The sequence below is a fragment of the Microbacterium hatanonis genome (genome assembly GCF_008017415.1).
Taxonomy (GTDB): Bacteria; Actinomycetota; Actinomycetes; order Actinomycetales; family Microbacteriaceae; genus Microbacterium; species Microbacterium hatanonis.
Map to the genome: position 1 here is coordinate 889,778 of NZ_VRSV01000001.1, position 20,392 is coordinate 910,169.

16 protein-coding genes are annotated in these 20,392 nt (G+C 70.3%); 11 read left to right on the forward strand and 5 right to left on the reverse strand.

The window, feature by feature from the left end:
- From FVP77_RS04200 to FVP77_RS04210, 3 genes are read right to left on the reverse strand one after another with little or no spacing between them, the layout of a single operon-like run.
- Nucleotides 1-2,547 carry an excinuclease ABC subunit UvrA gene (locus FVP77_RS04200; RefSeq protein ID WP_147893380.1) on the reverse strand — a complete coding sequence of 849 codons (2,547 nt, stop codon included), beginning with the start codon at nt 2,545-2,547 and terminating at the stop codon, nt 1-3.
- A 58-nt stretch (nt 2,548-2,605) separates the two neighbouring features.
- The gene (locus FVP77_RS04205; protein WP_147893381.1) at nt 2,606-4,345 is read right to left on the reverse strand and encodes a DEAD/DEAH box helicase; all 1,740 of its coding nucleotides are present in this window, start codon (nt 4,343-4,345) and stop codon (nt 2,606-2,608) included.
- A gap of 55 nt (nt 4,346-4,400) precedes the next feature.
- Nucleotides 4,401-5,810, reverse strand: a complete 1,410-nt coding sequence (locus FVP77_RS04210) for a lipocalin-like domain-containing protein (RefSeq protein ID WP_147893382.1) — start codon at nt 5,808-5,810, stop codon at nt 4,401-4,403.
- A 241-nt stretch (nt 5,811-6,051) separates the two neighbouring features.
- Between FVP77_RS04210 and FVP77_RS04215 the strand changes: the two genes are divergently transcribed.
- Genes FVP77_RS04215 through FVP77_RS04225 form a run of 3 tightly spaced genes read left to right on the forward strand, consistent with a single transcriptional unit; the run spans nt 6,052 to nt 8,020 of the window.
- Nucleotides 6,052-6,540 (forward strand): cupin domain-containing protein, encoded by a 489-nt coding sequence (locus FVP77_RS04215; RefSeq protein WP_147893383.1) that lies wholly within the window; start codon nt 6,052-6,054, stop codon nt 6,538-6,540.
- Between the two features lie 29 nt (nt 6,541-6,569).
- On the forward strand, nt 6,570-7,001 hold the full coding sequence (locus FVP77_RS04220) for a ribosomal maturation YjgA family protein (RefSeq protein ID WP_147893384.1): 432 nt from the start codon (nt 6,570-6,572) through the stop codon (nt 6,999-7,001).
- Complete coding sequence (locus FVP77_RS04225) at nt 6,998-8,020, forward strand: NADPH:quinone reductase (protein ID WP_147893385.1); 1,023 nt, start codon at nt 6,998-7,000, stop codon at nt 8,018-8,020. The genes FVP77_RS04220 and FVP77_RS04225 overlap by 4 nt, the downstream gene beginning before the upstream one ends.
- Nucleotides 8,021-8,037: 17 nt before the next feature.
- Here the strand turns inward: FVP77_RS04225 and FVP77_RS04230 are convergent, their stop codons facing one another.
- Complete coding sequence (locus FVP77_RS04230) at nt 8,038-8,664, reverse strand: type 1 periplasmic-binding domain-containing protein (RefSeq protein WP_147893386.1); 627 nt, start codon at nt 8,662-8,664, stop codon at nt 8,038-8,040.
- A gap of 267 nt (nt 8,665-8,931) precedes the next feature.
- Between FVP77_RS04230 and FVP77_RS04235 the strand changes: the two genes are divergently transcribed.
- The 8 genes from FVP77_RS04235 (at nt 8,932) to FVP77_RS04270 (ending at nt 17,783) form a co-directional block, all read left to right on the forward strand.
- The gene (locus FVP77_RS04235) at nt 8,932-11,358 is read left to right on the forward strand and encodes a purple acid phosphatase family protein (protein WP_147893387.1); all 2,427 of its coding nucleotides are present in this window, start codon (nt 8,932-8,934) and stop codon (nt 11,356-11,358) included.
- Between the two features lie 80 nt (nt 11,359-11,438).
- Nucleotides 11,439-12,503 (forward strand): WxL protein peptidoglycan domain-containing protein, encoded by a 1,065-nt coding sequence (locus FVP77_RS04240; RefSeq protein ID WP_147893388.1) that lies wholly within the window; start codon nt 11,439-11,441, stop codon nt 12,501-12,503.
- Between the two features lie 49 nt (nt 12,504-12,552).
- Nucleotides 12,553-13,479 carry a L,D-transpeptidase gene (locus tag FVP77_RS04245; protein WP_147893389.1) on the forward strand — a complete coding sequence of 309 codons (927 nt, stop codon included), beginning with the start codon at nt 12,553-12,555 and terminating at the stop codon, nt 13,477-13,479.
- Nucleotides 13,476-13,775, forward strand: a complete 300-nt coding sequence (locus FVP77_RS04250; RefSeq protein ID WP_147893390.1) for a DUF1905 domain-containing protein — start codon at nt 13,476-13,478, stop codon at nt 13,773-13,775. Before FVP77_RS04245 ends, FVP77_RS04250 begins: the two co-directional genes overlap by 4 nt.
- Nucleotides 13,772-14,266, forward strand: a complete 495-nt coding sequence (locus FVP77_RS04255) for a prepilin peptidase (RefSeq protein WP_147893391.1) — start codon at nt 13,772-13,774, stop codon at nt 14,264-14,266. Before FVP77_RS04250 ends, FVP77_RS04255 begins: the two co-directional genes overlap by 4 nt.
- Nucleotides 14,267-14,321: 55 nt before the next feature.
- A complete protein-coding gene (locus FVP77_RS04260) occupies nt 14,322-15,362 on the forward strand; it encodes a YihY/virulence factor BrkB family protein (protein WP_147893392.1) in 1,041 nt (346 codons plus the stop codon).
- 20 nt (nt 15,363-15,382) lie between these two features.
- Nucleotides 15,383-17,020: a cellulase family glycosylhydrolase gene (locus FVP77_RS04265; RefSeq protein WP_187266814.1), complete on the forward strand. Its 1,638-nt coding sequence runs from the start codon at nt 15,383-15,385 to the stop codon at nt 17,018-17,020.
- A gap of 52 nt (nt 17,021-17,072) precedes the next feature.
- Nucleotides 17,073-17,783, forward strand: coding sequence for an NAD(P)H-hydrate epimerase (locus tag FVP77_RS04270; RefSeq protein ID WP_147893393.1), 711 nt, complete (start codon nt 17,073-17,075; stop codon nt 17,781-17,783).
- Nucleotides 17,784-17,787: 4 nt separating this feature from the next.
- On the opposite strand, the gene glgP is transcribed toward FVP77_RS04270, so the two are convergent.
- A complete protein-coding gene (gene glgP / locus FVP77_RS04275; RefSeq protein ID WP_147893394.1) occupies nt 17,788-20,334 on the reverse strand; it encodes an alpha-glucan family phosphorylase in 2,547 nt (848 codons plus the stop codon).
- Nucleotides 20,335-20,392: the final 58 nt, after the last annotated feature.

Genomic DNA, 20,392 nt, shown 5'->3' on the forward strand with positions numbered 1-20,392 from the left:
TCAGGCGCCCGCGAGCCGTCGCGCGAGGTAGGGGGCCGTGCGACTGGCGTCGTCATGGGCCACGTCGTGCGGGGTTCCCGCGGCGACGATGCGCCCGCCCGCGTCGCCTCCCGCCGGGCCCAGATCGATGACCCAGTCGGCGGCGGCGACGACGTCCATATCGTGCTCGACGACGACGACGGAATTGCCCGCGTCGACCAGCGCCTGCAGCTGCGCCAGCAGCAGCCGCACGTCGGCGGGGTGCAGCCCCGTGGTCGGCTCGTCGAGCAGGTAGAGCGTGTGGCCGCGGCCCGCACGCTGCAGCTCGGTCGCGAGCTTGATGCGCTGCGCCTCCCCACCCGACAGCTCGGTCGCCGGCTGCCCGAGCCTCAGATACCCCAGCCCCACGTCGCGCAGGGTGCGAAGACTCCGGGATGCTGCCGGCACGGCCTCGAGGAACTCCGCCGCCTGATCGACGGTGAGCGCGAGCACGTCGGCGACGTTCTTGCCGTCGTAGGTCACTTCGAGCGTCTCGGTGTTGTAGCGCGAGCCGTCGCACGTCGGGCACCGCCCGTAGCTTCCGGGCAGGAACAGCAGCTCGACCGAGACGTAGCCTTCGCCGAGGCACGTCTCGCAGCGGCCGCCGGCGACGTTGAACGAGAAGCGACCGGCGGAGTACCCGCGCTCACGGGCGAGGTCGGTGTCGGCGAACAGCGCCCGCACCGCGTCGAACAGCCCGGTGTAGGTCGCCAGATTCGAGCGCGGCGTTCGCCCGATCGGCTTCTGATCCACACGAACCATCCGGTCGATGTGCTCCAGGCCCGATACCCGTCGGACGGCGAGGGCGTCGGCAGCGGGCAGGATCGCATCGGCCAGCTCCGCGGGTGCGGCGTCGGCCTCAGCATCCGCTCCCTCCTCCGCGCCGATACCGGTTCCTCGGAGATACCCGTCGACGACCTCGCGCAGCACGCGACCGACCAGCGTCGACTTGCCGGAGCCGGAGACGCCCGTGACGGCCACCAAGGTTCCGAGCGGAACGGCTGCGTCGACGTCGGCCAGGTTATGCAGCGAGACGCCCTCCAGCGACAACCAGTCCGAGGGGGAGCGCCGTTCGCGCTCCGCCGTCGGTGCCTCACCCGACTCGGGGAAGAGGAAGGGGCGGGTCCGAGACCCCGCGACCTCGGCGAGACCGTCGACGGGGCCGCTGTACAGCACGTCGCCGCCCCCTTCGCCGGCACCCGGGCCCACGTCGACGATCCAGGCGGCGCCGCGCACGACGTCCATGTTGTGCTCGACGACGAAGACCGAGTTGCCCGAGGATGCGAGTTGCGCCAGCACGTCGAGCAGGGGCTCGGCGTCCGCGGGATGGAGGCCCGCCGACGGCTCGTCGAGCACATAGACCACCCCGAACAGGCCCGAGCGCAGCTGGGTCGCCAGCCGCAGACGCTGCATCTCGCCCGGCGAGAGCGTCGTCGTCACGCGGCCGAGGCCGAGGTAGCCGAGTCCGAGATCGGTGAGCACCCGGATCCGTGCCAGCAGGTCGGTGGCCAGCGCGACGGCGACGTCGGTGCGCTCGCCGGAGGTCGTGGACGACACCGCAGGCGCAGGATTCTCCAGCATCGTCGTCGGTCGGAGGATCTCGGCGAGCTCGCTCATCGGCAGCGCGTTCAGTTCGGCGATCGTGCGGCCGGCGAACGTGACGGCGAGTGCCTCGCGTCGCAGCCCCGAGCCCCCGCACAACGGGCAGACGCCCGTGCGCACGAACCGCAGCACGCGCTCGCGCATCGTGGCGCTCTTCGAATCGGCCAGCGTGTGGAAGACGTACTTCTTCGCGCTCCAGAACATGCCCTTGTAGGGCTTCGCGACGCGGTCGCGCTGCGGAGTGATCTCCACGACGGGCTGCTCGTCGGTGTAGAGGAGCCAGTCGCGGTCTGCGGGATCGAGGTCGCGCCAGGGACGGTCGACGTCGTACCCGAGGGCGATCGTGATGTCGCGCAGGTTCTTCGCCTGCCAGGCGCCGGGCCACGCGGCGATGGCGCCGTCGCGGATGCTCAGCGAGGTGTCGGGCACCAGCGTCTCTTCGGTGACGGTGTGCGCGACGCCGACGCCGTGGCACTCGGGGCACGCTCCCGCTGCGGTGTTGGGCGAGAACGCATCCGAGTCGAGCCGGGTGTCGAAGCCCTCGGGGAACGTGCCGGCGCGAGAGAACAGCATCCGCAGCGTATTGGAGAGCGTGGTGACGGTTCCGACGCTCGACCGCGAGCTGGGTGCGCCGCGTCGCTGCTGCAGCGCCACTGCCGGCGGGAGCCCCGTGATGGAGTCGACGTGCGGGTTGTGGCCCTGCTGGATGAGCCGCCGCGCGTAGGGCGCGACGGATTCGAGATAGCGGCGCTGAGCCTCGGTGAAGATGGTGCCGAACGCGAGCGACGACTTCCCCGACCCCGATACGCCGGTGAAGGCGACGATCACATCGCGCGGCACGTCGACGTCGATGTTGCGGAGATTGTTCTCGCTGGCTCCGCGTACGCGAACGAACGCGTCGGGTGTCGTGTGCTCATATCCGGGCATCGGGCCACCCTATGCGGCAACCGCCGCCTTCGCCGCCGACGCGTCGGTGGCGGGGACGTCAGTAGCGGGGCTTGCGGTCGGGGCGTCCGCCCGGGCCGCCGCGGTCGACGCGCATCTCGATGAGCTTGCCGCCGATGCGCGTGCCGCTCAGACGGTTGAGCGCATCGTCGGGGAGGTCGGCCGGCAGCTCGACGAGCGAGAAGTCGGGGCGGATGTCGATCTTGCCGAAGTCCTCCCGCCGAAGGCCCCCCTCGTTGGCGAGGGCGCCGACGATCTGGCGCGGCTCGACCTTGTGGCGCTTTCCCACCGCGAGCCGGTACATGACCAGGTTCGCCTGCGACGGGCGTCCGCGACGCTCGGGGCGACCCTCCTCGTCGCGATCGTCGCGGGGCGTGCGCGTGCGATCGTCGCGGTCGAACCGCTCCGTGCGCTCCTGCGCGGGATCGAGGAGGAGGGGCGTCTCGCCCTGCGAGACCACGGCGAGCGCGGCCGCGACGTCGGCCTCGGGCACGTCGTGGTGCTCGACGTAGTGCGCGATGATGTCGCGGAAGCGGTCGATCCGCGCGGTCTGCTCGAGCGCGGCGGTGATCGCCTCGTCGAAGCGGGTCAGACGGGTCGCATTCACGTCCTCGACGCTGGGCAGCTGCATCTGGGTGAGGGGCTGGCGCGTCGCGCGCTCGATGTTCGCCAGCATCCGGCGCTCGCGCGGCGTGACGAAGCTGATCGCGTCGCCGGTGCGTCCGGCGCGACCGGTGCGGCCGATGCGGTGCACGTACGACTCGGTGTCGATCGGCAGGTCGAAGTTCACGACGTGGCTGATGCGGTCGACGTCGAGGCCGCGGGCGGCGACATCGGTCGCGACGAGGATGTCGAGCTTGCCCGACTTGAGCTGGTTGACCGTCTTCTCGCGCTGCGCCTGAGCGACGTCGCCGCTGATCGCGGAGGCCGTGTAGCCGCGGGCGCGGAGCTTCTCGGCGAGCGTCTCGGTCTCGTTCTTCGTACGGACGAACACGATCATGCCCTCGAAGTTCTCGACCTCGAGGATGCGCGTGAGCGCGTCGACCTTCTGGGGGTAGGAGACGTTGAGGTAGCGCTGGGTGATGTTCGACGAGGTCGCGGTCTTGTTCTTGACCGTGATCTCCTGCGGGTCGCGCAGGTACTGCTGCGAGATGCGGCGGATCTGAGCGGGCATGGTGGCTGAGAAGAGTGCCACCTGCTTGTCGGCGGGGGTGTCGGCGAGGATCGTCTCGACGTCTTCGGCGAAGCCCATCTTGAGCATCTCGTCTGCTTCGTCGAGCACGAGGAACTTCAGCTCCGACAGGTCGAGCGTGCCCTTGACGAGGTGGTCCATGATGCGTCCGGGCGTTCCGACGACGACGTGCACGCCGCGCCGCAGCGCCGACAGCTGCGTGCCGTAGCCCTGTCCGCCGTAGATCGGCAGCACGTTGACGCCCCGCAGGTGCGACGCGTAGCGCTCGAACGCCTCGCACACCTGCAGCGCGAGTTCACGGGTGGGGGCGAGCACGAGCGCCTGCGGCTTCTGCTGCGAGGCGTCGAGCTGCGAGAGGATCGGCAGTGCGAACGCCGCGGTCTTGCCGGTGCCCGTCTGCGCCATGCCGATCACGTCGCGGCCGGCCAGCAGAGGCGGGATGGTCGCCGCCTGGATGGCCGACGGGGTCTCGTAGCCGACGTCCTTCAACGCCTTGAGCACCGAAGCGTCGAGTCCCAGGTCGGAGAAGGACTGCTGCTCGACGACCACGTCGGGGGTTGCGGACGTGTCGGACTCGGATGCTGTCATTACTCCACGGTAGCGCGTGCGAGCCCCGGGACCACGGTCGAGCGGATGCCGCGGATCAGTACGCCTGCTCGATCCAGGCGTCGCCCGACACGTCTTCGCCCAGGAATGTGCCCGCCGGATCGGCCGTGCCCTCGTAGATCGGCGCTCCGCCGACCGAGAACTCCTGATCCTCCAGACGCGTCGTGACGGTGATGTCGGCCTGGAACGAGGGGATCTCGACACGGAACTGCCGGGCGTAGGCGTTGCCGGTGCGGGGGCTCGTCCAGAGCTCACCCACGGCAGTCACGGTGCTCGAGACGTAGTACAGCTCGCCGTCCGCGTCCTGCAGGGTGGCGAACGCGTCGACCGGTACTCCGATCTCCGGTTTGTACCCCTCGCCGATCATTCCGGCGTTGGAGATCGTGTAGCCGTTGGAGAGCTGCATGTCCTGCAGGAGCCAGCGCACGCGCGTATCGGAGGTGCCGCCGCCGAAGAACCCGTACTCGTGGTCCATCCAGGTCGTCCCGGTGACCGGGTGCTCCTGTCCGGCGACCGTGATGGTGCCGGAGGCCGCGAGGCGCGTGTAGGAGAAGTAGTAGTTGTCCTTCTCGAGACTCTGCTCGGTCGCGCTCGGCTCGATGCCGGTGCCCCACACGAAGAACGGCCGCCCCTGCTGCGAGAACACCAGGTCGAAGACCACCTCGTCGAGCGTCTCCTCGTCGACCAGCACGGAGTGCACGGCGATGTCTTTCGTCGGGTCGGCTCGGGGCGCGGTCATCGTGACGGAGTTGCGGACGGCGACGGCCGTCGCCCCGCTCCCGCCGCCGCCGGTCAGCGTCACGGTGGGCGTCTGGGTGAAGCCCGTCCCCGGCTTCAGCAGCACGATCTGAGTGACGCCCCCGTGATCGTCGAGCACCGCGATCCCGCTCGCCCCCGACCCGTCGCCGTCGATCGACACCGTGGGCGCCGAGGTGTAGCCGGAGCCTCCCGAGGTCACGCTGAACCCTCCGACGAGCCAGCCCGGGTCGCCGAGACGCGCGTACCAGTCCTTCGCGGGATCGCCCTCGGCCCACTGGCGCACGTCGAAGACGCCGAAGGGAGCCGGCCCGTACACCTGCGTGCGCTCGTAGTGGCGTGCGGCGGAGACGTCGCTCAGCGAGACCTGGGTCATCGCGAAGTGCTGCCCGGTGAAGGATGCGGCGTTGATCTCGAATCCGAACACGCGGTCGCCGGCGCGCAGCGTCCCGGTGTGCCACCACCACTCCGTGGGTGCTCCGTCGTGCCGGTACATGTCGTCCGGAAGCCGGAGGACGACATCCTCCCGGGGCACGGGCGGGGGCTTCGTCGTGCCCGACCACCGCGGATTGGGCTTCACCGGCACGGTCGGCGCGGGTACGCCGCCCGGCGAGTGGTGCACCAGATCCCTCAGTGCCGAAGCGATCGCACCGATGACCGGCATCCGGGAAGCCCACGCACGTCGTGACATGTTCCGGAGCCTAGGGGGTCGGTACCGCTCCGCACGAGCGCTCGTTTGTGCGTCGCAGCATCCGATCAACACGTTTCTGCACGAATCCGCATCCCCGCGCCGCTCCGGGGTGTCGATCGGAGTGATGGAGTGTGGAGCGGATGCTGCGCTGAGGGCCGCACTACCGCTACGGTGCGACGAGACGCGCGCCGCCGCGCGATCGCGACGAAGCAGCCGGGGGGCTCCTGTGGACCGAGGTCGAATGCACCGAACCACGTCGGCGCTCGCCGTCGCGACGACGATCCTCCTGCTGGGCGGGTGCGGTGTCCCCGCGTCCTCCGTGCCCGACTCGTCGAGCCCCTCACCCTCGGTGTCCGACGCGCCGGTGCGCGCGGTCGACATCGCCGAGGGCGAGCAGGCAGACCCGGTGGAGGTGCTCGTCGACGGGGGAGCGGCAGGGGTCGGGGTGACCTTCCGCGAGATCACGATCGAACCCGGCGCGAGCACGGGCGAGCACTGTCACTACGGTCAGCTCATCGCCGTCGTGGAGAGCGGCACCCTCACCCACTACTCCGACACGCATCCCGGAGGAGTGGCCGTATACGAGACGGGGGATTCGATCATCGAGGGTGCCGGTTACCCGCACGAGGGGCGCAACGAGGGCACCGACGACGTCGTGCTGTGGGTCACCTACGTGATTCCGGAGGGGAAGCCGCTCGCCGAGACCGATCTCAGCCACTGCTCGGGATGAGCCGTGCTCCGGTGGTTACGGTGAGGCGTATGAGCCTGCCTCCGCGCACCGTCCGGCGTCGCCGGATGGCCGCCGTGATCGCGCTGGCGGTCGTCGTGGCCGCGGGTCTCGTCGTGCACCGGCTGGCGCCGAGCTCCGTGGCGACCGATGTCGCCGGAGACGCGCTCTACGCGGTCGCCGTCTACACGGGCCTCGTGATGCTCTTCGCATCGGCTCGACCGGCGCTTCTCGGTGCGCTCGCCGTCGCCTGGTGCGTCGCGGTCGAACTCTTCCAGCTCACCGGTGCTCCCGTGGCGCTCGCCGCGGCTTTCCCGCCGGCCGCACTGGTGCTCGGCACCGGGTTCGATGCCCGTGATCTCGTGGTGTACCCGCTCGCCGTCGTCGTCGCCGCGGCCGTCGACACCACGGTCGAGCGCCGCCGCGGAATGACCGCGGGCGAGCGGGGGTTGGAGTCGGCATGACCTCGATCGTGTACTCGCAGCGTGGCCCCTCGTCCGTCCTCTCGGCCGTGGAGCGACCGGTCCCGAAGCCGGGTCGCGGCGAGGTGAGGGTGAAGGTGGCCGTCTCGGGCGTGAACCCGACCGACTGGAAGGCCCGCGCCGCCGAGCGGCCGATGGAGTTCCCCGAGATCGTGCCGAACCAGGACGGCGCGGGGACGGTGGACGCCGTCGGAGAGGGCGTCGACGACCTGTCGGTGGGCGACCGCGTCTGGATCTACCTCGCGCAGCACGGTCAGGCGGGTGGGACGGCCCAGGAGTACGCGGTGGTTCCGTCGATGCGCGCGGTTCGCCTCCCCGACGACATCGGCTTCGACGTCGCTGCGAGCCTGGGTGTGCCGGCGATGACGGCGCACCGCGCGCTCACGGTGCACGAGTCGGGTCCCGCGCGCCTGGGCCCGGGAGCGCTTGAGGGCCGCACGGTGCTCGTCGCGGGCGGCGCGGGGGCTGTCGGTCACGCCGCGATCCAGCTCGCGGTGTGGGCGGGAGCCACGGTGCTCACGACGATCAGCTCGCCCGAGAAGGCGGCGCTCGCGCGGGCGGCCGGCGCGCATCACATCATCGACTACCGCACCCAGGACGTCGCGACCGAGGTCGGGAAGATCGCTCCCGGCGGCGTCGACCACATCGTGGAGGTGTCGCTCGCGACGAACCTCGGTCTCGACCTCGAGGTCGTCGCCAATCACGGCTCGATCGCGTACTACGCCGACAATGGCGGCGACCAGTTCGCCGGGCCGATCCGCGCCTCGTTCGCCAAGAACGTGCGGCTGCAGGGACTGCTCCTGTACACGGTCGGCGATCACGCGCTCTACGCGGCGGCGGACGACATCACCCGGGCGCTCGAGGACGGAGCGCTGCCGGTCGGTGAGGGCGCCGGGCTCCCGCTCGTGTGGTTCCCCCTCGCCGAGACCGCCGCCGCTCACGACGCCGTCGAGGCGGGTACGACCGGCAAGGTGCTCATCCGGGTCTCCGACGACGCGTAACGGGTGATCGGTGCGCCCTAGGGGAGCGAGATCACGACACCGGTGACGCCGAGCCTGATACTGGCGAAACCTGCCGACATAGCTTCGCCCGCTCTCTCGGGGGTCGCAGCGGAAGGATCGGCATCCGACTCGGGGGTGATGCCCGTTCCGCGGAAGCCGGCGCCGGGCCACACCACCGACGTCACGTTCTCGGTAGGTTCGGCGAGCTTGGCGCCTATGACGAGGAACTCCTGATCGAGCAGCTGCGACGTCGAGAGGGCGAAAACGTCGACGACGCCCGCGCCGAGGCCGATGACGAGATCCGGTCGGGCGTCGGCCGCCGCGACGAGCTGCTCTTCGATGCCGTCGGCGTCGGCCCCCACGCGCAGCTCGAACGCCGCGCCGTTCTCGTCGGCCCATTGCGCGGCGGCGTCCGCGATCACGTCGGCCGTCGGGTCGCCGGCCGAGCTGACCGCGATCACGCGGTAGTCGACGGGCACGGCGACGGCGTCGTACGCCTCCGGGAGAGGAACGATCGTCGCCTCGGAGCTCGGCGCGGGCCGGCCGCCGAGGAACGCCGACCGTTGCGCGTCGAGATCATCGCCGGGCGGGCTGCAGGAGGCGAGGATCCCCGCAGCGAGCACGAGGGCGACGAGCTTCGTCATCTTCGATTCCACGAGCACCTCCGGCCGCCGAGGCTCCCACGGCGCAGCGCCGCATCCGTTTCGCTTCACCGCCGCACGGATGAACGGAAGGCGAACATTCGGATCGAGGAGCCGGAGCGGACGTCGAGCCCGGCGCCGAGGTGAACGATTCGTCGCCGAGATAGGGGTACGGAGTCAACTATTCACCTACCGGTCATCAACGCTGACGAGCCTCATCGGGTGCCCGTTCGGGCGACTGCCATCGATGTGTCTATCCGAAAGAAGCTGATGCTGGAAAACACCCCTCGGACCCGCTCGGGCCGACGGACGACCCGTGCGGCGATCGCCGCGCTGGGCGTCGCGTCGGTGATCGCGGGCTCCTTCGCGGCGACCACCGTCGCCGCGACCGCCGCTGACCTCCCGGCCTCGGTTCTCGACTCCACCGCGACGTGGAAGTACTCCGAGAACAACACCGACCCCGCCGCGGGCAGCCCCGACCGGCTCGTCTGGACGAAGGCCGGATTCGACGACAGCGCCTGGAAGAACGGCACCACCGCGTTCGGCGCGAAGAACGGTGCGGCCACGCCCAACCTGGGAACGAACTTCCCCGTGGCGACGGTGCTGAACCAGTACATCGACCCGACGGCGACCTCAAAGGTCGACGTGCCCACCTTCCACTTCCGCTCGAGCTTCTCGGTCACCGCCGACACGCTCTCGCAGATCTCGGGGCTCTCGGGCAGCGTGCGCTACGACGACGGAGCCCAGATCTTCGTCAACGGTGTCAAGGTCGCCGGTCTCTCCGACGATCGCGTCGAGGCCGCACCCGAGTCGCAGCGCAACCTCATGTACGCCGGTTCAGGGTCGTCCGACCCGATCACGTCGACCTACACGGTGCCCGCCTCGGTGCTCACCGCCGGGGTCAACACGATCGCCGTGGCGCTCTACCAGGACCGCGCCACGTCGAGCGACATCTACCTCGACATGCAGAAGCTCGCCCCCGTCGCCAAGACCTCCGGTGCGGCGTCCATCAGCGACATCATCATGAACGTCGGCGCCGACGAGTCCTCGCGCAACCTCACGTGGTACTCCTCGAGCGACACCGCCCAGGTCGCTCAGTTCGCGCCGTCCTCGCAGCTGGTGAACGGGGCGTTCCCCGCGGGCGCGACCACCGTCACCGCGACCGGCGGCGTCACCACCAGCGGCGAGTTCAACCGCAAGGCGACCCTGTCGGGCCTGGCCGAGAACACGGTCTACTCTTACCGCGTCGGGGCCGAGGGCGCCTGGTCGGCGACGCAGTCGTTCGTGACCCGTTCGTTCGACGGCGACTTCGAGTTCTTCTTCGTCGGAGATCCGCAGATCGGTGCCTCCGGCAACGTCGCGAACGATCGTGCCGGCTGGATCGACACCATGAACGTCGCCGCCCAGACCTACCCCGACGCCGAGATGATCTTCTCGGCCGGCGACCAGGTCGACCACGCCGCCAACGAGACCGAGTACGACGCGTTCCACGCGCCCGACCAGATGCGGTCGCTCCCCGTCGCCGTCACCAACGGCAACCACGACGTCGGCTCGAAGGCCTACCTCCAGCACAACAACATCCCGAACCTCGACGAGACGTCGGGCGCGGCGACCTCGGGCTCGAGCTCGGGCGGGGACTACTGGTTCTTCTACAAGGACGTGCTGTTCGTCAACATCAACTCCAACAGCCGTGACTACGCCTCGCACAACGCCTTCATGGAGAAGGTCGTCGCCGAGCAGGGCGCGAAGGCGAAATGGAAGGTGCTGGGCTTCCACCACTCCATCTACTCGGTCGCCGCGCACCAGAACGACAGCGACATCAAGGACCGCCGCGCGAACATGCCGGCGAAGATCTCGGAGCTCGGCTTCGACCTCGTCCTGCAGGGCCACGACCACAACTACACGCGCAGCTACCTCGTGAAGAACGGCGAGCTCGCGGACAAGACCGAGGTCAAGGGCGCGTCCGAGGTCACCGCAGCGGAGGGTGAGGTTCTCTACGTCACCGCGAACTCCGCGAGCGGCTCGAAGTACTACCAGTTCGACGACCGCAACGCCTGGTACGCCTCGGTGACCAACCAGGAGAACGTGCGCAACTACTCGGTCGTCGACGTCACCGACGGCTCGCTGAAGATCACGACTCTCCGCAGCCAGGCCAACGGCACCTCGGCACCGGTCAACAGCATCGTCGACGAGGTCACCCTGACGAGCGAGGCGAAGGCCAACGAGCAGCAGCTCCAGGTCACCGTGCCCGAGGGCGTCCCCGGTGAGTTCTCGTGGAACATCGACGGCACGAACTCGCTGGTCGACCTCGGAACGGCCACCGAAGAGGGCGACCACTTCGGCGCGACGGGTTCGATCAACCCCATCAAGGTCACCGACACCCGCTCCGGCGGTCCGGTGTGGTCGGTGTCGGCTCAGGTCGGCGACTTCCGCGCGGGCGATGCGACCTTCTCGGGGAAGTACCTCGGTTGGACCCCGCGCGTGGTCGAGGAGGGGGCGGGAGCCGTCGCCGGCACCAAGGTCGCGTCGGGCTTCGACGGCGGCGACGGCCTGTCGACCTCCGCGACCCTCGGTAGCGCGGCCGTCGCCCACCCGCGCGGCACGGCCAAGCTCGGCGCCGACCTCGAGCTGAAGCTGCCGGTCGATGTGACCGACGGCACCTACAAGGCGACGCTGACGCTCACCGCGTTGAGCTGACCCTCGTCGCGATCGGGGTGGGGGCCTTCGGGCTCCCACCCCGATTCCGGCGTTTCCCCCCACTCCAGAGGACCCCGCACATGATCCGAACCGCCCGACGTCCCTCCCGCGTCCTCGCCGGCCTCGCGCTGGTCGCCGCCCTCCTGCACGCGCCCCTGGCGTCTGCCGGTGCGGCATTCGCAGCGAGCGCCGAGACCGGAACCGACGTCACCTGGGGGGTGCGCACCGCCGAGAACGCTCAGGGCGCCGGTCGGCAGAACTTCGCCTACACGGTCGCTTCCGGAAGCCGTTTCGACGACGCGCTCGTCATCTCCAACCACGACGACGCGCCCCTCGACCTCGACATCTACGGCGCGGACGGCTTCACCACGCAGAGCGGTCAGCTCGACGTACTGCCGCGCGCCGAGGAATCGGTCTTCCTCGGCACCTGGATCTCGGTCGCGCAGGATCGGGTGACGATCCCGGCCGGCGAGTCGGTCGAGGTGCCGTTCTCCGTGGAGGTTCCGGGCAACGCGACGCCGGGCGACTACGCCGGCGGCATCGTGTCGTCACTGCCGCAGCCCGAGCAGGCGGACGGCATCGCGGTCGACCGTCGTCTCGGCATCAGGCTGCAGCTCCGCGTCGAGGGAGACCTTCTGCCCGGCATGGTGGTCGAGAATCTGACGGTCGACTATGCCCCCACCTTCAATCCTCTCGGCCCGGGCTCCGCGACGGTGCAGTACACGGTGCGCAACAGCGGCAACACGCGCCTGACGGGGATGCAGTCGGTCGCGCTCAGCGGTCCGTTCGGTCTCCTCCGCACCGACATCGACGGTGTGGAGCCGGTGCCCGATCTCCTGCCGGGCGAGTCGTGGAGCGTCACAGCGCACACCGATGCCCTCGTTCCGCTGTTCTGGACGAACGTCGACGTGACCGTCGCGCCGGCGGGTCCCGCCGGATTCGAGGGCGCCGCCGATCCAGGGATGTTCGTCACCAGTACCGGTGCGATCACGGTGCCGTGGGCGCAGCTGGTGCTCCTCGTCGTGATCGCCGGCCTCGTCGTGCTCCTCATCCTCGGAGTGCGCCGATCCCGCCGCCGTCGCCGCGAGGCGGAGGCCGCGCGCGTGGAGGCCGCGGTCGAGGCGGCGCTCAGAGAGCGGGTCTGACGGCACCGCGCGACTTGCGCTGTCGTTCGGGCATACCGACGATGAGAACATGACCTCTGATACGCGCCCCGACCGTCTTCGCACGGCCTTGTGGATCGCCGTGGTGGTCGCACTCCTCGCGGTCGCCGGGGTATCGGTGTGGTGGGCGTCCACGGGGTCGCAGACGTCTGCCGCACCGGCGCCCTCCACAGCGTCCGGCTCCGTCACCTCGACGCCCACGCCCACCCCGACACCGACTCCCACCCCCACCCCGACGGGGTTCGCCGCGAACACCGCGGTCTACGCGCTCGACGCCCTTCCTCAAGTCGACGTCTACGCCGTGATCCCCGCCCTCCCCGTCGACGACGACCCCCAGGGCGCGATGACGGGCGACACCGTTCGGGCCGCGACCGAGCGCATCCCGGTCTTCGCCGACCCGACCGCCGAACCGGTCGCCTTCCTGCCCCGCGACTACCAGTTCGACGGCACGACGGTCCCGGTCGTCGAACGACAGGACCACTGGGTGCGCGTACTGCTCACCGGCCGCGAGGCGGTGCCCTCGGCCGGCAATCCGGCGCAGCTGAGCGGCTGGCTGCGCACCCAGGACGTGGAGTTCACCCGCGCCGAGGCGACGGTCGAGGTGGGACTGACGACCCGCACGATCGACATCGTGCACGCCGACGGCACGAGGGAGCGCGTCGCCGACGACTTCGGATCGGGAACCGCGTCGACCCCAACCCCGATCGGTCGCACCTTCGTGATGATGGTGCGCGTCGAGCCGTCGTTCGGCTACACCCGCGGCCACCCGCTGGTCTACCTCGGTGTGCAGTCGCCGACGCTCGACGGCTTCGGCGGCGCAGCCGTCGCCGTGACCGCCTTCCACTACCACGACGCCCGGTCGGGGGCGATCTCGAACGGGTGCCTGCGGCTCGGGCCGGAGGCGATCGACCGCTTGGCGCAGCTGCCGCTGGGCACCGCCGTGTACGTGACCGCATGATCGTCGAATTCACCGACGAGATGTACCGCTGGGAGGCCCGCTCCGACGCGGACTGGTACTTCGTCGCAATGCCGGAAGACCTGAGCTCCGAAGTGGCAGAGCTGCAGGGCCCCTATCGTCGTGGTTTCGGCGCGGTGCGGGTGCAGGCCACGATCGGTTCGTCGAACTGGCGCACATCCATCTTCCCCGGCGGTGACGGGCGCTACGTGCTCCCGCTCAAGCGCGCCGTCCGCGATGCCGAGCACCTGCGCGAGGGTGCGCCGGTGACGGTGATCCTCGAGATCGCGGGCGTATGAGCGCTGCGTTCGCGCTCGCCGTCGAGCTCACCGCCTACGGGGCGTTCGCCGTGCTGAGCGTGGTGCTGACGGTCATCGACCTCCGCACCCACCGTCTGCCCGACCGTCTGGTGCTCCCGGCCTATCCCGCGGCCGCGGTTCTGCTCGCGCTCGCCGCGTTCCTTCGTGCGGATCCGGCTCGACTCCTCGCGGTGGCCGGCGGGGCGATCGTGCTGTTCGCGTTCTACCTCCTGCTGCGGATGCTGCGCCCCGGCGCGATGGGCGGAGGCGACGTCAAACTGGCGGGCCTCATCGGCGCGTTCCTCGGTTACCTGGGCTGGGACGCGGTGCTCGGCGGCGCGATCGCGGGGTTCGTCTTCGGCGGCGTCTTCGCCGCGGTGCTGCTCCTCGCCCGACGGGCACGGGCCGCGAACCGGCTCGCTTTCGGACCGTGGATGCTTCTGGGCGCCTGGGCGGCGATCCTCGCGGTGGCCGCGTCGGCCTTTTCCTGACGTCGCACGGCGTCAAGCCCCGGGTCGGGTCGGGCGGCGCCGATAGCCTGACGGAATGACCGACACCGTGATCTCCCGCGCCACCGCGTGGGCGCTGGCTCGCCGGCCCGTGCGCGCCTACCTGCGCTATGCCGGAGCCCGAGGCCCGGTCCTCGCCGACAGCGTCACGTACCGCACCCTGTTCAGCCTCTTCGCCGGTGTGCTCCTCGGATTCTCGTTCGCGGGCATCTGGCTGGCGGGTAACCCCGATGCTGTCGCCGCGCTCACCCGCTCGCTGAATTCCGCCATTCCCGGGCTGGTCGGAAAGGACGGGCTGATCGACGTCTCCGAGATCGAGGCGCCCGGGGCGTTCACGATCGCCGGCATCGTCTCCCTCCTCGGTCTGGTCGGGGCGGCGATCGGCGCCATCGGCACCCTCCGCACCGCCCTGCGTCAGATCGCCTCCCAGACGACCGACGACACCTTGATCGTCTGGGTGCTGCTGCGCAACCTCGCCCTCGCGATCGGCATCGGGGGAGCCCTCGCTGCTGCGGCCGCCGCCACCTTCCTCGCCACCGCCGGCCTCGATGTGCTGCGGGGCTGGCTCGGGATCGCCACCGATGCCGGGTGGGCCGGCTTCCTCGCCTGGTTCGTCTCGGTCGTGGTGGTTCTCGCCCTCGACACCGCGGTCGTCGCCGCGCTGTTCGCCTTCCTGTCCGGGCTCCGCGTCCGCCGCCGCACCCTGTGGACGGGCGCGCTCCTCGGCGGCATCGGGCTCACCGTGCTGCAGCAGCTGTCGGGCCTGTTCGTCGGCGGTGCGAGCTCCAACCCGCTCCTGGGCACCTTCGCATCGCTGATCGCGCTGCTGCTGTGGCTCAATCTCTCGAGCCAGGTCATCCTCATCGCGTCGGCGTACATCGTCACCGGCCACGAGGAGGACGAAGATCGGGTGCACGCCCGATACGGGGCGGCGACGATGGTGCAGTTCCGCGTGCGACAGGCCGAGCGCGCCGTGCAGGCGGCGGCGTCCGAACTCACGGCGGCCCGCGACGCCGAAGCGACCGAGCGCGAGAAGAGCGCAGCATCCGGAAACCCCGCCGACGCATCCCGCCAGTAGCATCTGCTCCAGGAGGGATCATGATCGGTGTGCGCACAGGATCGCGGGGGAGTCGCTGGCTCGGACTCCTCCTCTCGGTCGCCTTCGTCGTCTCGGCCGGGGTCATGACGTCTGTCGTCCCGGCTCGGGCCGCGACCACGGCCGGCTGGCTGCACACCGACGGCGCCCGCATCGTCACCGAGTCGGGTCAGACGCACACGATCCGCGCGGTGTCGTGGTTCGGGATGGAGACCAGCAATTGCGCCCCGCACGGTCTCTGGACGATCCCCCTCGACGAGGGGATGCGGCGTATCGCCGAGATGGGGTTCAATACCGTCCGGCTGCCGTTCTCGAACGAATGCCTCGCGGCGTCGTCCACCAACTCGATCGACGCGAATGCCAACCCGACGTTGGTGGGCCTGACGCCGCTCCAGCTCATGGACACGGTCATCGCCCGCGCCAAGGCCGTCGGTCTGAGCGTGATCCTCGACCGGCACCGACCGGGGTCGGACGCCCAGTCGGAGCTCTGGTACACCTCCGGCTACTCGGAGCAGCGCTGGATCGATGACTGGAAGATGCTGGCGCAGCGGTACAAGAACGAGCCGGCCGTCGTCGCCGTCGATCTGCACAACGAGCCGCACGGCGCCGCGTGCTGGGGGTGCGGCGACGCCGCCACCGACTGGCGTGCAGCGGCGACGCGTGCGGGCAACGCCGTGCTGTCGGTGAATCCGAAGCTCCTGATCGTCGTGGAGGGCGTCGAACGTCAACCGGACGGCAGCTCGACGTGGTGGGGAGGCGGTCTTGCGGGCGTTGCGACGAAGCCCGTCACGCTGAACGTCGCGAACCGGGTGGTGTATTCGCCCCATGACTACCCGGCGAGCGTCTACAACCAGGCGTGGTTCGGCGCGGGCGACTACCCCGCGAACCTCCCCGCGGTCTGGGAGAAGAACTGGGGGTTCATCGCCACGCGAGCAATTGCGCCCGTGCTGTTGGGCGAGTTCGGCACCAAGCTCGAGACGGCGAGCGACAAGGCCTGGCTGAAGACCCTCGTCGACTACCTCGGGAAGACCGGCATCAGCTTCGCCTACTGGTCTTTCAACCCCAACAGCGGCGACACCGGCGGCCTCGTGCAAGACGACTGGCGCACGCCGCAGACGGCGAAGCTCGCCGCTCTGGCGCCGCTGCTGAAGCCGACGACCCTGCCGCCCGTCACGCCCGCGCCGACCGCGACGCCGAAGCCGAGCAGCACGCCCACCCCGACGCCCAAGCCGACCGCGACGCCGAAGCCGACGGCGACGCCGAAGCCGACGGCGACGCCGAAGCCCACCGCGACGCCCACACCGACAGCGTCGGCCACTCCGTCTCCGAGCGTTCCCTCGACCGGCGGAATCGCGGCCGCCTGGAGCCTGCAGAGCGCCTGGGGCGAAGGATATGTGGCCGATCTCACGGTGACCGCCGCGCGGAAGGTCGATCGCTGGACGGTCAGCTGGTCGTCGCCCGGAGCCACGGCGATCGTGAGCGCGTGGGGCATGGACTGCACGCTCGCCGGCTCGACGATCACCTGCACGGGCGCTGGATGGGCCGCGGCCCTCGCCCCGGGGCAGACCGTGAAGGTCGGGCTGCAGGTCGCCGCCACCCGTGCCCCCGCTGCACCCTCGCTGAGCTCTACCTCGTCCTGACCGAGACGGCAACCGCCGGCCTCCGGCGCGCGGGCGGGACTACCGTGACCTCATGAGCTCGTCAGAAGTGCTCGGCGCCTATACCGCCGCCGCCGTGCGTGCCGCCGAGGCCCCGCTGCTGGCCGCGGGCGAACCTCTCATGCTCGAAGCCGCCGCAGCGCTCGCGGAGATCGCTCGTGAGGTGCTGGCCGAGCGCCCCGGGCGTGTGCTCGTGCTGGCCGGTGCCGGCGACAACGGCGGCGACGCGCTCTTCGCCGCCGCGGAACTCGCACCGCTCGTTCCCGTCGAGATCGTGCTCACCTCCGACCGGGTGCACCGCGAGGCGCTGAGCACCGCGCTGGGCGCCGGGGCGGCCCTGCGCCACACGGCCGACGTCTGCTCTCGTCCGGGGGAGTATGCCGTCATCCTCGACGGCATCCTCGGCATCGGTGCCGCCCCCGACCCCCGACTGCGCGGTGCCGCGCGTGCGGTGGTCGAGTCGCTGGCGCCCGTCAGCGCCGCATCCGGCACCGTCGTCATCGCCGTCGATCTGCCGAGCGGCCTGCACCCCGACGACGGCACCGCCGACTCGGCGGTGCTGCCCGCGGCGATCACCGTCACGTTCGGAGCGGTGAAGGCGGGTCTCGTGAGGGGTCGTGGCCCCGAGCTGGTCGGCGAGATCCGAGTCGTCGATCTCGGACTCGCGCCCGCGCTCGCGCGCGTCCGCCCCGCGGTGACCGGCGCCCTCGACGTCGTGCGGGTCCCTCGCCGCGCCCGCGTCTGATCGCTCAGGTCGCGACGGCGACGAGACCGAGCTCCACGGCCGAGACCAGGCGATCGTGGCGGGGAACCACGCGCACCGCATAACCGAACGGACCGGTGGCGTCGAGCTCCAGGCTGCCCTCGAACACGGTCGCCGCGTCGTCCTCTCCTGCGGCCGAGAGCTCGCTCGTCGCCCGGTCCCCGGCGAGTGTGCCGTCGGCGTCGATCGCACCGGAGATGAGCTGCACCGACACATCGTCGGGTGTGAGCCCGTCGAGGTCGACGATGGCCCGCACCGAGATCCGGTCGCCCGCGCGGGCCTGGGCGGAGACGGCCGTCGCATCGACCGCTCGCACCGACACCCGCGGCCACGCATCGCGCACCCGCGTGAGGAACGCTGCGAGCTCCCGGGCCCCGGCGAACCCGTCGGCGCTCAGCGCGTGATCGTTGGCGGAGGCGGGGGTGTAGAGCCGGGTGACGTAGTCGCGCACCATTCGATCGCTCGTGGCCTTGCGGCCGAGGTCGGTCATCGTGTGACGCACGCGCTCGAGCCACCCGATGGGGATGCCGCCCTCCCGCTCGTAGAAGGTCGGCACGAGCTGGTGCTCGATCAGGTCGTAGAGGGCAGATGCTTCGGCATCGTCGCGCTCGTCGTCGTTCGCCGCGGTGTCGGCCGTGGGAATCGCCCAGCCGTTGCGGCCGTCGTACCACTCGTCCCACCATCCGTCGAGGATCGAGAGGTTGAGCGATCCGTTGAGCGCCGCCTTCATGCCCGACGTGCCGCTCGCCTCGAGCGGGCGGACGGGCGTATTCAGCCAGACGTCGCATCCGGGGTAGAGCTTCTTGGCGAGCGTGATGTCGTAGTCGGGCAGGAAGACGATCCGCTCGCGCACCTTCGGGTCGCGGCTGAAACGCACGAGCTGCTGGATGAGGGTCTTCCCGGAGTCGTCGGCCGGGTGGGACTTCCCTCCGATGACGATCTGCACCGGACGGTCGGGATCGGTGAGCAGGCGCGTGAGGCGCTCGGGATCGCGCAGCATCAGCGTCAGCCGCTTGTAGGTCGGCACGCGGCGCGCGAACCCGATCGTGAGTACCTCAGGGTCGAGCACCTTCGCCGTCCACGCCGATGTCGACGCGGATGCTGCGGCCCCGAGCCGGCGGCGGGCCTCGGCCACGAGCTCCTGCTTCATCTCCATGCGGACGCCCCAGAGCTCGCCGTCGGAGACGGCGGTCCGGTCGCGCCAGTCGTGGTCTGCGGTGAGGGCATCGCCGAACCCGCGCTCGCTCAGCGCCTTCAGCGACGGGTGCACCCACGTCGGCGCGTGAACGCCGTTCGTGATCGACGTGATCGGCACCTCATCGGAGTCGATCCCGGGCCAGAGGGCGCCGAACATGCCGCGGCTGACCTTCCCGTGCAGCAGCGAGACGCCGTTGGCGTGCTGGCCCAGATGGAGTCCGAGGACGGCCATGTTGAAGACGTGCGGGTCGCCCCCGTCGTAGTCCTCGAGCCCGAGCGCGAGGGCGCGGGTGCCGTCGATCCCGGCGAGCAGTCCCCCGGAGAGGTAGTCGGCGACGAGGGTCCGCGGGAAGCGGTCGATGCCGGCCGGCACCGGGGTGTGGGTCGTGAAGACGGTCGATGCCCGCACCTGCGCCAGTGCCACCTCGAACGACAGACCATCGCGGGCGATGAACTCCGACATGCGCTCCAAGCCCTGGAATCCCGCGTGCCCCTCGTTCGTGTGGAAGACGGCGGGCGCGGGGCGACCCGTGATGCGGCACCAGGCGCGCACCGCGCGGACACCCCCGATACCCAGCAGCAACTCCTGGTGCAGCCGGTGCTCGCCGCCGCCGCCGTACAGACGATCGGTGACGCGTCGCAGCTCCTCGGAGTTCGACGGGGTCTCGGCGTCGAGAAGCAGCAGCGGGACACGACCGATGTCGGCCACCCACACGCGAGCGAACAGGGTTCGCCCCGCCGGGAGCTCGAGGGAGATCTCGACGGGTGATCCGTCGAGCTCCTGCAACTGCCGCAGTCCCAGGCCGTAAGGGTCGAGCACCGGGTAGCTCTCCTGCTGCCAGCCGTCGTCGCCGATCGATTGACGGAAGTAGCCGGCGCGGTAGAAGAGGCCGACGCCCGTGAGCGGCACGCCCAGGTCGGACGCGCTCTTGAGGTGGTCGCCGGCGAGGATGCCGAGGCCGCCCGAGTACTGCGGGAGCGATCCGTCGACACCGAACTCGGGGGAGAAGTACGCGATGTGCGCGGGCTTGGGGTCGGCGAGACCCTGGAACCAGCGCTCGCCGGTGAGATAGGCCTCCAGGCGTTCGTCCTCGGCCCGTACGCGAGCGATGAAGCCCTCGTCGGACGCCAGCTCGTCGAGCCGTGCTTGACCGATGGTCCCGAGCAGTCGTGAGGGGTTCTCGTCGACCCTGGCCCAGAGATCGTGGTCCATCGAGGCGAACAGCGACGATGTCGCGCGACTCCACGACCACCGCCAGTTTGTCGCGAGACGGTCGAGCGGCGCCAGCGCCGGCGAGAGGACAGGACGGACGGTGAACGTGCGGAGAGCCTTCACGCGAGTGATCTTAGGTCATCGCCCTCTGTGCGGAAGGGTCGCCTCCACGGCTGATGCT